The sequence below is a fragment of the Chitinophaga sp. CB10 genome (assembly GCA_001870995.2).
Classification (GTDB): Bacteria; Bacteroidota; Bacteroidia; order Chitinophagales; family Chitinophagaceae; genus Chitinophaga.
The window spans coordinates 128,482-142,971 of the sequence record MLAV02000002.1; the positions used below are offsets into that span (position 1 = coordinate 128,482).

Consider the following 14,490-nt stretch of genomic DNA (forward strand, 5'->3'; position numbering starts at 1 on the left):
CAGCATGCTCTATGGACACGCAAAGGATAGCGGCTTTAAAATCAGGAGATTACCAGGTGTTCGCGGAAGTATTTGAATGCTTCTGGGATAAGGTGTACCTGTACCTGGTGAAAAAGACCCATAGCCCTGAAGCAGCAAAGGATCTGACCCAAATGGTATTTATTAAGCTATGGAGATACAGGAGCAGCTTATCGTCCGATTACACGTTAAATGAACAACTTTTCAGAAAGACTAAACAGGTATTTATTGACTGGCTGCGGCAGGAAACACGCCGCCGGCAGTTCCTCGCGGGGGATGTTTCGATTACCGACCTCACCCTTGCCGGTACCGCCCATGAAGGTATTGCTATCAGCAAGGATGTGGTAAATGCCATCCAAACGCTGCCGCCTAAACGAAAAGAAATCTTTGAGCTACGGCATATCTACGGCTATTCCTACAAGGAAATTGCTGAACTATTGGGTATTTCCACCAAAACGGTGGATAACCAGCTCCTGAAAGCCAATGTACAATTGCGTAAGCTACTGCAAACCGCCATTTATACAGCTGTAATCAACGAAATACTACACCACGTGAATTAATTTTTTTTATTGGATAGGGAATTCCTGGAAAACCGGCGTACATATAAGTATCGCTTTTGCTGAGTTATGGAAAAACACGAACTGCTGAAAAAATTTCTGGCGAACCAGTGCAATGATGCGGAAGCCGCCACGGTGGAAGACCTCCTGGCGGAAGACCCTGCCCTGCTCGACGGCCTGTTGCCCCTGGAGGAATGGGACCTTTACGAAAAGCACAGCACGGATACCGGTTTGCAGCAGGAGATATGGCAGCAGGTGGCAGCCGCAACCCGCAAAAAGCCGGTCGTCCGCAAATTATACCGGGCAATGGCTATTGCGGCCGGCCTGTTAATTTTATTCACTGCGGGATATTACGGCCATCAACGCCACACCGGCACTCCTTCCGCCAACATCGTACAGCAGCCCGCCGCCGCTGTGCAGGTAGCGCGTAACCTGACCGCAGTTAATCAAACCCTGGCAATGGGGGATGGCTCTGTTGTAACACTGTACCCGCAGGCTGCTATTCAATACAGTCGCGATTTCCAAAGCAACAGGACCATTCGCCTGCTGGCCGGGAAAGCTGCTTTTGAAGTAGCCGCAGACCCCGTGCATGCGTTTACGGTATATGCCGGCCATACCGCCACTACCGCGCTGGGGACCAGGTTTATGGTGGATCATTCCGGGCAAAAAACCAACGTGCAGCTCTATGAAGGCAAAGTGGTGGTAAAATACATCGGGCAGGATGCCAGGGTATATCCCACCATCCTCAATCCGGGGCAACAGTGTTTTATAAACGGCAAGCTGGATGGCATTTCTATTGTACCTGTTAAATCAGGTAATAGCAGGGGGGAGATACTAACTGCGCCTAAGGAAATGGCTGAGAAGACGGGCAAACTACGCTTCAGCAATGTGCCATTGAACGAGGCTTTTGATGTGCTGAGCGGGTTATTTGACCAGCCTATTTCGTACAACCTTCATGAGGTCGACAAAATGTATTTCACGGGCGAATTTGCCGGGAACGATTCCCTGTCGCACATCCTGGAGATATTTACTTCCGTGAATGATTTAATCATTGATAAAAGCAATCATCGCATTCACATTATTAAACCAGCCAGCCAGCCGGCCGGGAAGGTGGCAAACTTCACCAATTCCGCATTGGAACAGGTATTCAGGGAAATGGAAAGCACCTTCCACATCCGTATCCGTTATAATAAACAGGATATCGCCAATAAATATTTCACGGGAGCTATCGCTGCAGAGGATGATGTAAACGCTATGCTGTCTGTCATCTGCAGGATGAATCAACTGGAATTAATCAGGAACAATGAGGACTATCAAATCATAAAAACCAGGCAAACCAACTAATCAACCTTAAACTCGATCTAATGAAAATCAATCAGAAATTTCTCTGCTTTTGCGGAGGGTGGATGCTATTGCTTTTTTTCATCCCGGCCTATATTCATGCGCAGCAACATCCCAGGGTCACGGGAGCTGTACTGGATGAGCAGTCCGGCCCTATCCCCGGCGTTAATGTGATCGTGCGCAGCGATGTGGATTCCACTCAAAGGTATGTAGCCGTTACGGATACCAACGGTATATTCGTCTTCACCAGGCTGCAGGCCAACAACAGGTACACCTTTAGCTTTTCGCATATCGGCTTTGAGTCCCAGTCATTAAAAAGTTTGTTATTAAAGGAGGGAGAAAACAACTCCATCATGGTGAAGCTCTCCCCTTCCCGGAACGCGAACCTCAATGAAGTGATAGTGGTGGGATATGGTACGCAAAAAAAGGTAAATCTTACGGGATCTGTTGCAGTGGTAGATGGCGTAAAACTGCAGAACCGCCCCGTGAGCAATGTATCCCAGGCCCTCTACGGCACAGTGCCCGGCGTTACCATCTCCTACGGCAACAGGGGCTTTGAACCCGGCGCAGCGCCATCCGTACAGATACGCGGCCAGGGAAGTCCTTACGTACTCATAGACGGTACAGCCGGGGATATCAATACCCTTGATCCCAATACCATCGAAAGTATTTCCGTATTGAAAGATGCCGCCGCTGCCGCCATCTACGGCGCCAGGGCCCCTTACGGCGTGCTGCTGATTACCACCAAATCAGGAAAGCATAACCAGAAGCCCCAGGTGGATTTTTCCGCCAACGGCGGGCCTACTACCATCATCCGCAAGCCCCGCATGGTGGACTCCTATACCTTTGCAAGGGCTATTAATGAAATGCACGATAACCAGGGCGTAGCAAGGCTCTTCGCGGAATCCACCATCGATCGCATCATGGCCTACATAAAAGATCCCAGCCTGCCGGAAACCGTACCGGATGCGGGCAATCCCGCTAAGTGGTCCGCCTACCAGCTTTCCAATGGCAACAATGATTGGATAGACATTCATTTTGGCAATGGTTTCCGCACGCAGGAAAACATCTCCCTGCGGGGCGGCTCCAAAGAAATCGCATACTTCCTCTCTGCCGGCCACGCTTCGGAAAAAGGGCCACTGAGAATGGTGGATGACAAGTACCACCGCTATAACCTCAACGCCAAGCTGGACGCCAATATTAACAGCTGGTGGAAGATCAGCTCCAATACGCGTATAGCCAACGAAGTGAGGGACAGGCCCATTTATAACGGGGAAGGCGGCTATGGGATGATCATTCACCAGATATTCAGAACGCACCCGGAAGTATTCCTGAAATCGCCCAACGGGTATTACTCCCAGCTTTCCAGGGTACCGCAAATGCGGGCAGGATACGAAAAGTTTACGGACAATAATTTGCTGCAACGCATTGCCACTGAAATAAAACCCCTTAAAAACTGGACCATCAATGCGGATTACTCTATTGACTATACGGTGAGTAACCACGACGGGGTGAACCTCGTAGCGTATGAAGACCAGGTAGACGGCACACTGGTCCCTATTTCCCTCACCGTACCTTCCTATATTTCCAAGGACAAAGCCAACAAGACTTATAAAGCGCTCAATATTTTCTCCACCTACAAACCCGGTATAGGCAAGGATCACCAGCTGGAGATCATGGCAGGCTTCCAGCAGGAATCCAATAACTACGATTACCTGAGCGGACTTAAAAGAGAACTGATCACCAGCGAAGTGCCTTCCATCACTACCGCCACCGGGGATATGCAGGCATTCGACGACCTTTCCCACTGGTCGACCATGGGCTACTTTGCAAGATTGAATTACAACTACAAAAATAAGTACCTCCTGGAGTCCAACGTCCGTTACGATGGTACTTCCAAATTTGCAGATGGTAAGCGCTGGGGCTTCTTTCCATCCGTATCCGGCGGGTGGAATGTTTCCCAGGAAAACTTCTGGCGCGCTGTTACACCCTATGTACCTTACCTGAAGCTCAAAGCCTCCTGGGGTATGCTGGGCAACCAAAACGTTTCCGCCTACCAGGACCTGGCGCTGATTGGCGTCAATACCAACCTAGGATGGATCATTAACGGCAAACGGCCCGCTTATACCGGCGCTCCCAACCTGATCAACCGCTACCTGACCTGGGAATCGTCCAAAACCACGAACATAGGTATCGACCTGGGCTTCTTCCAAAACAAACTGCAGGTGGAATTTGAATACTACCAGCGCCTTACCTTCGACCGGCTCGGCCCTGCCAAAGCGCAACCACTGGTGCTGGGCGCGGCCATCCCCCAGGAAAACAATTCTGAATTAAAAACACGCGGGTGGGACCTCGGTATTACCTACCGGGGAAAAGCAGGCAATGACTTCTCCTATTCCATTGCCGCCAATGTATTCGACTACTTCAACGTGGTTACCAAATATCCTAACCCAACCGGCATCCTCACCACCGATTACGCGGGCAAAAGAGCAGGCGAAATCTGGGGATATGAAACGGTCGGACTCATACAAACCCAGGAGCGTGCGGACGCTATAAACGCCGCTAAATCGCAAAATTTCATCAACGGGCAGCTATGGCGCACCGGCGATGTGGAATACCGGGACCTGAACGGGGATAAAGTGATTAACAACGGGAAAAATACCGTATCGGATCATGGCGATTTACGGGTAATCGGCAACAGCACCAGCAGGTACCAGTTTGGGCTCAATCTCAGCGCTAACTATAAGAACTTTGATATCGCCGTTTTCTTCCAGGGTACGGGCAAACGTGACCTTTGGCTGAGCGGTAATATTTTCTGGGGCTTCAACCAATGGAACCAATCCTCCCTGTTCCCCCATCACCTCGACTACTACCGCGATGCGGAGGCTACTACCTATTCCGGCCTCGGGGTGAATACGGACGCATATTTTCCACGGCCTTACAGCAATGCTACCCAATATGCAAAGAACCAGCAGGTACAAACACGCTACCTGCAGAACGGCGCATATGCCAGGTTGAAGAATGCCCAGGTAGGATACAACCTGCCTGCCACTGTATTGCATGCGCTGCGCCTCAAACGGGTACGCCTGTATTTTTCCGGTGAAAACATCTGGACGCTGACGAAGCTGCCGGTGGGCTTTGACCCTGAAACGGCCACCCTTGGGGAGCTTGGCGCGGGTAAGAGCATGTTTACACAAGCTATCTGGGCTTTTGGATTAAACGTTTCCTTCTGATCATTTACTGACCATTCAATTTCTTAGCCATGAAAAAACACCTCGTTCATATCACCGCTTTCAGCCTGCTGCTTACGGCAGCATCCTGTTCCAAAGATTTCCTGGACAGGCCGCCCCTGACGCAGATTGAAAACGACGCTTACTGGCAAACCGCCAGCGACCTGGAAAAATATACCTTACAATTCTATCCCGACTTCCCGGCCTTCGGTACGGTGGGCAGCTATCTGGGGCTTATCGGGTGGGATGGCACCAGGGGCTCGGACGTACAGATTTCCGCCTCCCCGGCGACTTTGTGGAACGGGACTAACCAACCGGTAACAGCCACCGGCAACTGGACCTGGTCGAAGATCAGGAGCGTTAACGTCTTTTTTCAAAACTATACCAAATGCAAAGACCCCATTCAGAAGTACCAGCAGTTCCTCGGTGAAGCGCATTTTTTTAAGGCATGGTATTATTTCGAAAAAGTGAGCGCCTACGGAGATGTGCCCTGGTACACCAATCCGCTGGAAATGGATGATAAAGACCTGTATAAGGAGCGCGATCCCCGCACGGTGGTAATTGACTCCATCCTCTGGCACCTGGATAAAGCGGCAGAATACCTGAAGCCATTAAAATCAGTGGAAGGCGGCAACAACCGCCTCAGCAGGGAAGCAGCCCTGTTGTTCAAATCAAGGGTAGCGCTGTTTGAAGGCACCTGGCAGAAGTATCACAAGGGTACGCCGTTTGGCACGCCCGGCGCCACCCCTCAAAAGTACCTGCGCGCTGCGGCTGATGCAGCGGAAGAGCTGATGAAGCCAACATATAATCTATCACTCTATTCCACCAATGATCCTGCGAATGATTACCGGGTACTCTTTTCCCTGACGAATCAATCTTCAAATAAGGAAGTGATACTCTGGAAAGCCTACTCCGTAAACCTGCAGTTATCCCACTCTTTCCAGATATATGTTTCCGACCGTACGGCGGGCATTTCCATGACCATGCAGCAGGTGTACCACTACCTGGATAAGAGCGGCAACGCCTATGATTATTTCACTGTTGGCAAAACGGTAAAGGGCAATGCCTTCCTGACAAAAGTAGGGCAGGAATGCGATCCAAGGTTTGCGCAAACCATCTGGGTACCGGGCGGCGTAATGTGGGACAATAGTTTTGGAAAGGGCGTTTTCAAAGCGCCTTTCCTGGATCAATCCGGCGAAAGCCTGAATAACACCGGGTTCCAGATCAGGAAGGGGAACGATCCTAAAGATCCGCAGGCCGGCAGCGGCGTTTCCTGGAATTCCAGTTGCGAAACCGGCGCTATCGTTTTCCGTTATGCGGAAGCATTGCTCAATTATGCCGAAGCTAAGGCAGAACTGAACGAAGCGGTGGATTATGGGAAGTCCATTAACCTGTTGCGGGCGCGGGCAGGCATGCCGCCGTTTAAAGTGCAGTCCGACCCGAATCGCGCACGCTATGCCGACTACGGTTACCAGTTGTCCGACGAATTACAGGAGATCCGCCGCGAACGGACGGTGGAACTCGGGGCAGAAGGTTTCCGTTACAATGACATACGCCGGTGGGCGGCTCACCGTCTCCTCAAAGGAAAAAGACCCAAAGGTTATCCATTTGACCCGAATGAATGGACGGGTAAAAAGATCAATTATAAGACCGATGCCGATGGCTTCCTGGACCCTTATGCCACCGCTCTCCCGAATGGCTATGGATTCAACGAAGGCCGCGACTACCTGGAATGTATCCCGTTAAACGAAATCACGCTCAACCCGAAACTCAAACCTAACCCGGGCTGGTAAACCATAAAAATTATTTGTATGAGATCAATCGTAAAATTTTCCTGCTGCTTCCTGCTGATATTATGCGCCTGGCAATCCCGGGCGCAGGTAATCCGGTTCGGACTCATTGCGGACATCCAATACGCCAACGCGGATACGCGCGGATCAAGGTTTTACCGCAGCTCCCTGCAAAAGCTGGAAGCGGCCGTTGCCGACCTGAACCGGCAGAAACTGCCGTTCCTGATCAACCTGGGGGATATCACCGATCGCAATCCGGAAGACCTCGCACCGGTGTTACAACAACTCGGGAAATTCCGGCATAGGGTGTACAACACCACCGGCAACCATGATTACAAAGGCATCCGCAAAAATGATTCGCTGTACAAAGCGCTCGGCATGCCTGCGGAATATTACTCCTTCAAAAAAGGCAACTGGCGTTTTGTGCTGCTCAACACCAATGAGGTGGCGGCTTACGCCAACGTAGCCGGCACATTTAAAGAACAGGAGCTCACGCAAATGATGGAAAACATTAAAGCAGCGCATGGCCGGAACGGCGAAGAATATAACGGCGGTATCAGCAGCCGGCAGATGGCATGGCTTCAGGTGGAATTGGACGATGCCACACAAAAAAACGAACATGTATTAATCCTCTCCCACCACCCCCTCGGCTGCGCAGAAGGACTTACCGCCCTCAACGATAAAGACATTGTAGCAATGGTATCCAAATATAGCTGTGTAAAAGCGCTGATAGCCGGCCATCACCATGCCGGCGCATTCTGCATGCTGGGCAACCTGCCCTGCATTGTAGCGGAAGGCATGGTGGAAACCTCCGATAAAAATTCCTATGGCGTGGTGGAACTCTATCCCGACAAACTAGTATTGACCGGCAGCGGCCGCATGACCTCAAGGACTATCACTTTTAAATAAAACCCGAACATGAAAAAAACAAACCATTCATTTTTCTGGTCCGCCGTTACAATGGCGACCATCGCCCTGACAGGCTGCTCCAAACATTCCAGCCTTCATCCTGACGAAGCCCTGCAAACTATTTCCGGCAGCAAATCGGCTGTCAGCACCCTCACCACCGGCCCTATCATTGCTGCGCATCGCGCCAATGAACTGCTGAAGGTGGATGAAATTATCAATGCCGGCATTAAAAGCATGGAAGTGGACATTTTCGTTGGCCTCAAAAATGGCGCGCCTACCTGCCTGATAGGCCACGAAGCCGCTACCGCCACCGGGCAAACGCTGGAACAGTATTTTGCAAATCTCCACCAGAAAATGCCGGACTTTCAATTCCTCTGGCTCGACTGTAAAGACCTGAACAGCGCTGCCAACGAAACCCTGTTCATGAACACCCTGAAAAAAATGGACAGCTTGTACGCCATTAAAAACCGGGTATTGGTGGAGAGCCGCTACATTCCTTACCTCGTCAGCTTCAAGCAACAAAACTGGCCGGTGAGCTATTACTGCAACTGGGAAGACGTTTATGGAAAGCCCTATGCCACCCAGCAATCGGTCATGAACCAGATGTACACGCAGCTGACTACCTACGGCATCGATGGTATCAGCTACGATGCGGCGATCGATACTTCGATGAAAAATTTCTTCAGCAGTAAAACGGTTGGCGGCTCCAATGTAAAAATGTATAGCTGGCACGTTGGCCGCTACTACGGGGAAGCCGGGCTGGATGCGAAACTGGCGGCATACGGCCACCTTTCTGTACTGTTGATCTCTTTCCTCAACAACAACCCCGCTACCATTACCGACGGCGCCAATTACAAACTGGTAAGCGCAGTGAACGGCCTCGGCGTGGTAGATGTAAACAGCCAGACACCGGTGAACGGTACGGAAGTAACCCTCTGGGCAAATAACTATCCAACTACCAACAACCAGGTGTGGAAGCTGCGCAGCCTTGGCGGCGGGTATTATGCGTTTAAGAGCCTGGCAGATACAACGAAGGTACTGGAAGTGGCAGGCGGGGCATCCGCCAATAGCACGCCGGTACAGGTAGGTACATTCAGCAATTCAAATGCGCAGCGCTGGCAGATCGTTGACGCAGGCGGCGGTTATTACAATTTTACGCCGGCCTGTGCGCCGGGTAAAAACCTGGATGTGAACGGAGGCAGTTCCGCGAATGATACGCCGATACAAATCTATTCAGCGCATACTTACAATTCGCAGAAGTTTAAAATGGTGAAGCAGTAAGGATTTTAATAGTAGCATAAAGGTTTGTAACCCCAAAGAAAAAGGGCGCCACTGTACAATGTGGCGCCCTTTCCTAATGCATTTAATTTGTTATTACAGCGGCAGCTCATAACTTCTCAGTTCCCCTTCCGCAGTCGTCAGCAACAGCTGATCATGCACCTTCATCACACTGATAACATTACTGCTGTAGTCATAAATCTCATCCCGGTTGGTGGTAGGGTTCCCTTCCATATCATACGCGGTAAACACAATTCCTTCCGGCATCACTTCCCCTTTCACCAGCAAGGTTGCTCTGTCCAGCAGCAGGAGGCGGCCAAACTGCGATACTACGAGCAGGTTATTGTCATCCAGGAAATACACGGTAAAGTTGATATTATCCGGTTCAGCAGCCGGGAAGTCCAGGCTGCCTGCAAAGATGGACTCCTGATCCTGCTCTGCTACCTTGGCGATGTCAGGGAAGGAAAAAATCTCCACCGGCCCTTCATAGTGAGGAGCCATAACAAACTCTTTTCCGTTAGGCGCAAAGTTACCCATGATCACATCATCGCACTGGCTCAGCTCCGTCATGGTAATGGCGCCATCGTTGAGCTGCAGCTGCATGAGGATGGATTGTTCCTGCCCTGCGGAAGCTTCCAGCAGCAGGAGGTTGTCGTCCGGCGTGGCGTGGAAGGTGTACGCATGCTGCTGACTTTCCAACAGCGGGTAAGAAGCAATGATCCCGAAGGTATGGGCGTCCATCACCTGTAATTCATCGGTTTCATTTTCATCCCCCGGGAGTACGTACCAGATGGTTTTATTATCTCTCGAAAAATAACAGGCCGCACCCAGGAAATAGCCCCAGGAGCCATGTTGCACGGTATGCAGCAGTTCAGTGCCGTCCGCATTCAGGATGCGCATATCCGTCATGCCGGCAATGGCAATCAGGCAGCCATCGGGGGAGGCGGAGAGCTTACTGCTTACATAATTGGCGTTCTGCCCCTGCATGATTTTTTCCCAAACAATCTCCAGGTTGGCGTTCAGCTTTGTAATGAGCGGCTGACTCGCGAAGTTCATCAGTATCTCTCCTCCCGGCAGCGGTACTACGTTTACCGGGTTGGCAGTAAAGGTCAGCTTGGCCTTTAATGGCAGGTTTATATGCGGAAATTGACTCATATCTTTTGTTTGTAACGACGCAAAGGTAATACACAAACAACTTTTCTGGCAACTGCATCTTTTTAAGTAAATTCAGGTATGATCACATTTACCAACAGCGGCCTCTACTGCGCTGCGGGTGATTTTTATATAGACCCGTGGAAGCCCGTTACCCGTGCGGTTATTACCCATGCGCATTCCGATCATGCGCGGTTTGGTTCCCGCTATTATTTATGCGAACATGCTACCGTGCCTTTACTCAAAATCCGGTTGGGGCAGGATATCAACGTACAGGGTATCAGCTATTATGAATCCATTTATTTCAACGGCGTAAAGGTATCATTGCATCCCGCCGGTCATATCATTGGCTCTGCGCAGATCCGGATAGAAAAGGACGGGGAAGTGTGGGTAGTCAGCGGAGATTATAAGCTGGAAAACGATGGCCTCTCTGCCCCGTTTGAACCGGTGAAATGCCATACGTTTATTACCGAATCCACCTTTGGCCTGCCGATTTACCGCTGGGCCCCGCAGGACCAGCTATTCGCCGGCATCGGCCAATGGATAGACGACAACCGGCAATTGGCAAAAGCCAGCGTATTGCTCGCCTACAGCCTGGGGAAAGCCCAACGGGTGATGCAGCATTTACAACACAAAACGGAGAAATTCCTCGTACACGGCGCCATCGCCAATACCCAGGAAGCGCTGGTACAAAGCGGCTGGAAGCTCCCGCCCATAGAGCATATCACCCCTGAAACGCCTAAGAGTGCATTTCCCAATAGCATCATTATCGCTCCTCCTTCCGCAGATGTGAGCTGGATGAAAAAATTCAGTCCATATGCGTTGGGGATATGCAGCGGATGGATGACGGTGCGGGGAAATATGCGCCGGCAAAATGCGGACGCCGGGTTTGCCTTATCCGATCATGCGGACTGGCCGGGATTATTATCCGCCGTGAAAGCCACCGGCGCGCAAAAGGTGTACGTTACCCATGGCTTCAGCAGTGTGTTTGCCCGTTATCTCAACGAGCAGGGCATCCCTGCGGAGGAAGTGGTAACTGCTTACGGAGAAGAAGAAAACGGAAATATTGTCAATAACTAAAAGCTCAAACAGGTGCAACAGTTCGCGAAATTAGTGCAGGTCATCAGTAACAGTACCAAAACCAACGAAAAGCTCTCGGCGCTCAGTGAATACTTTGCCACTGCGCCGGCAAGGGATAAAACGTGGGTGCTGGCGCTGTTTACCGGCAGGCGGCCCAAGCGTACTGTCAACACCACCCAGCTGAAAAACTGGTGCATACAGGAAACCGGCCTGCCGGAGTGGTTGTTTGATGAAAGTTATCATACAGTAGGGGATTTGGGGGAGACGATAGCGCTGCTGCTGCCACCGCCAACGGACCGGAAAGCAGCTCCACTGCATTATTGGATGGAACAACTCCTCCAATTGGATAAAGCCGACGAGACCACCAAGGAAAAGTTCATCAAAAGCGCCTGGAGTTCACTGGATGAAAGCGAACGCTTCGTTTTTAACAAGCTGATCACCGGCGGTTTTCGTATAGGCGTGTCCCAGAAAATGATGGTGAACGCGCTGGCTAAAACCTGGGATATTCCACCGGCTACCCTCTCGCATATGATCATCGGCAACTGGGACCCGCGGGAAGCCACCATAGAAGACTTGCTGCACCTGCATACCACCGGCGCGGATGCTTCCAGGCCGTATCCCTTCTACCTCGCCTACCCGCTGGAAACGCCGCCGGAGGAGCTGGGCCCGCCGGAAGAATGGCAGGCGGAATGGAAATGGGATGGCATCCGCGGGCAAATCATCAAGCGGGAAGGCCAGCTGTTTGTATGGTCCCGCGGGGAAGAGCTGATCACGGAGAAGTTCCCGGAGTACCAACCACTGGCTACCGCCTTACCGGATGGAGTAGTGTTGGATGGGGAGATATTAACTTATTCCAATAATACCCCGCTGCCTTTTCAGACATTGCAAACGCGCATCGGGCGCAAAACCATTACCAGGAAACAATTACAGGAGGCCCCTGTTGCCTTCCTGGCATACGACCTGCTGGAATGGGAAGCCGCGGATATACGGGACTACCCGCTGTCACAGCGCAGGGCCTTGCTGGAAGCCCTCGTGCAGCAGGTGCGCCAGCCCATGTTACAGCTATCGCCCGTGATCAGTTTCACGGAATGGCCGCAGCTGGCCGCGCTCCGGGAAGAGGCAAGGGCGCATGTAAGCGAAGGCGTTATGCTAAAGAAGCTATCCGCCCCGTACCAGGTAGGCCGCAAACGGGGCGATTGGTGGAAGTGGAAAATTGATCCTTTTACCGTGGATGCCGTAATGCTGTATGCGCAAAAAGGCCATGGCCGCAGGTCCAACCTCTATACGGATTACACCTTTGCCGTGCGGGACGGGGACAACCTGGTACCATTTGCCAAAGCTTATTCCGGCCTTACGGATAAAGAAATTGCGGAGGTGGACAGTTGGATTAAAAGGCATTCCCTGGAAAAATTCGGACCGGTTAGAACGGTGGAACCGGTACAGGTGTTTGAGATTGCATTTGAAGGCATTGCGGCGTCCAACAGGCATAAGTCAGGGATAGCGCTGCGTTTTCCGCGGATTGCGCGCTGGAGGAAGGATAAGCCGGTATCGGAGATTAATACGCTGGATGATTTGAAGCGGTTATTGGAGATGCACAGGGGGTGAAAAAACGCTTATAAAGAGTGTGAATTAATGATAAACGAATACAAAACCATCACATCCCCTGCGCCAATTTTACACGCCTCCGCTGATATACCACCAGCGTCACAATCGCCAGCGCCTCAAACACCAACAACACCGCCAGCGACGCCAAATGCATATCCATCCGCATCGCCGGCGCTACCTGCATCACCAGCCCGGTAACAGACAGCCCAAACCCGCCTCCGAAGGAATTCGAAGTACCGTTAATACCGGAGGCAAGCCCCTGCTGTGGCGGTGGGGCGGACTGTACGCTGAGTATCGTTACACTCGGGAAGATCATGGAAATGCCTACCGTATTCGTACAGAAAATCCCGAACACGATTAACGGTAACGGCCACACGCCGCTGTAACTCAATATGAAACAAAGGAAGCCGGTGACCATAAAGGCATTCCCCAGTAAACCTACTCCCGTTACGCCCAGCCGCTTAAAACAATGCGGCAAAACAAATTTGGAAAACAAGCCGGACATAATGCTGAACGGCAGCAACAGCAAGCCCGCGCTCGCAGGGCTAAACAACAGGTGTTGCTGCAGATAGAGGGTCAGTAAAAACAGGTAGCTTACAAACGCCGCGCCCGTCAGTAACGCAGCCAGGTTGCCGGCAATGGCGCCATCTAACCGGAACACCGAAAAATCCACCAGCGGCATAGCCAGGGAACGCTCCCGCTTTATGAAATAACTTCCCAGCAACAGGAAGCCCGGCAACGTTGCGGCAAACATCCAGGGATGCGTAGCAATTTCCGCCAGGGAATGCACCATCCACGCGGCTGCCAGCATCAGCGTGGTGATCATCAACCCGCTTTTATAATCACTGGGTAACTGGTGTTCATTTTTCCGGTCCGCCGGTATATAGGTCAATGCTAAAAGGATGGCCAGTACAATCACCGGTACGTTGATGAAGAACACCCACTGCCATCCCCAGTAAGCGCTGATCAAGCCGCCTATGGCAAGCCCGGTGGCAAAGCCGGTACCGGCCATCGCGCCGAAAATCCCCATGGCCCTGTTGCGCTCTTCCGGTTCATTAAACGTATGAATGATGATGGCTATGGCCGCCGGTATGGCAAACGCCACGCCTATCCCCTGCACCGCCCTGCAGGCCAGCAGCCAGCCAAAGCTCCCGGCGCAGCCGGCAGCAAACGAGGCTGCGCCGAATATCGCCGCACCGGTGATATACACGTTCCTGCGGCCCTTGATGTCCGTCAACCGCCCGCCCAGTAATACAAACCCGCCGTAAAACAACAGGTACAGCGCCTGCACCCATTGTATCGCCTCCGGACCAAAATCAAAGTATTGCTCCATGGAAGGTATAGCCATGTTAAGTACAGATGCATCCAGCGTTTCGAAGAATACCGCCAGGCAGGATATCGTTAAAATAATTCGTCGCTGCATAAGATGGTCTTGGTGAGGCAAACTTATAATTTACCGAATAGAAAACTATATAAAATTAAAATTTTGGAATAAAATACGTTATATCTATCTTTATGGAGATTTTTATT

The 14,490-nt window shown here is 51.4% G+C and carries 10 protein-coding genes; 8 read left to right on the forward strand and 2 right to left on the reverse strand.

Annotated elements, in window-relative coordinates; all coding sequences use genetic code 11:
* The first annotated feature begins 11 nt into the window (after positions 1–11).
* The 6 genes from BOC67_RS03840 (at position 12) to BOC67_RS03865 (ending at position 9,126) form a co-directional block, all read left to right on the forward strand.
* Entirely contained in the window at positions 12–578 is a 567-nt protein-coding gene (locus BOC67_RS03840; protein ID WP_291907458.1) for an RNA polymerase sigma factor, read from the forward strand.
* 66 nt (positions 579–644) lie between these two features.
* On the forward strand, positions 645–1,919 hold the full coding sequence (locus tag BOC67_RS03845; RefSeq protein WP_291907460.1) for a FecR family protein: 1,275 nt from the start codon (positions 645–647) through the stop codon (positions 1,917–1,919).
* Between the two features lie 20 nt (positions 1,920–1,939).
* The gene (locus BOC67_RS03850) at positions 1,940–5,149 is read left to right on the forward strand and encodes a SusC/RagA family TonB-linked outer membrane protein (protein WP_291907461.1); all 3,210 of its coding nucleotides are present in this window, start codon (positions 1,940–1,942) and stop codon (positions 5,147–5,149) included.
* Between the two features lie 29 nt (positions 5,150–5,178).
* Positions 5,179–6,939 (forward strand): RagB/SusD family nutrient uptake outer membrane protein, encoded by a 1,761-nt coding sequence (locus BOC67_RS03855; protein WP_291907464.1) that lies wholly within the window; start codon positions 5,179–5,181, stop codon positions 6,937–6,939.
* An 18-nt stretch (positions 6,940–6,957) separates the two neighbouring features.
* Positions 6,958–7,845: a metallophosphoesterase gene (locus BOC67_RS03860; protein ID WP_291907467.1), complete on the forward strand. Its 888-nt coding sequence runs from the start codon at positions 6,958–6,960 to the stop codon at positions 7,843–7,845.
* Positions 7,846–7,854: 9 nt separating this feature from the next.
* On the forward strand, positions 7,855–9,126 hold the full coding sequence (locus BOC67_RS03865; protein WP_291907470.1) for an RICIN domain-containing protein: 1,272 nt from the start codon (positions 7,855–7,857) through the stop codon (positions 9,124–9,126).
* Between the two features lie 93 nt (positions 9,127–9,219).
* Here BOC67_RS03865 and BOC67_RS03870 read toward each other — a convergent pair whose 3' ends face one another.
* A complete protein-coding gene (locus BOC67_RS03870; RefSeq protein WP_291907472.1) occupies positions 9,220–10,278 on the reverse strand; it encodes a hypothetical protein in 1,059 nt (352 codons plus the stop codon).
* 78 nt (positions 10,279–10,356) lie between these two features.
* Between BOC67_RS03870 and BOC67_RS03875 the strand changes: the two genes are divergently transcribed.
* Positions 10,357–11,355, forward strand: a complete 999-nt coding sequence (locus tag BOC67_RS03875) for a ligase-associated DNA damage response exonuclease (protein ID WP_291907473.1) — start codon at positions 10,357–10,359, stop codon at positions 11,353–11,355.
* 12 nt (positions 11,356–11,367) lie between these two features.
* Positions 11,368–12,960, forward strand: a complete 1,593-nt coding sequence (locus BOC67_RS03880) for an ATP-dependent DNA ligase (protein ID WP_291907475.1) — start codon at positions 11,368–11,370, stop codon at positions 12,958–12,960.
* A 49-nt stretch (positions 12,961–13,009) separates the two neighbouring features.
* On the opposite strand, the gene BOC67_RS03885 is transcribed toward BOC67_RS03880, so the two are convergent.
* Positions 13,010–14,383 carry an MFS transporter gene (locus BOC67_RS03885; RefSeq protein ID WP_291907478.1) on the reverse strand — a complete coding sequence of 458 codons (1,374 nt, stop codon included), beginning with the start codon at positions 14,381–14,383 and terminating at the stop codon, positions 13,010–13,012.
* Between the last annotated feature and the right edge of the window lie 107 nt (positions 14,384–14,490).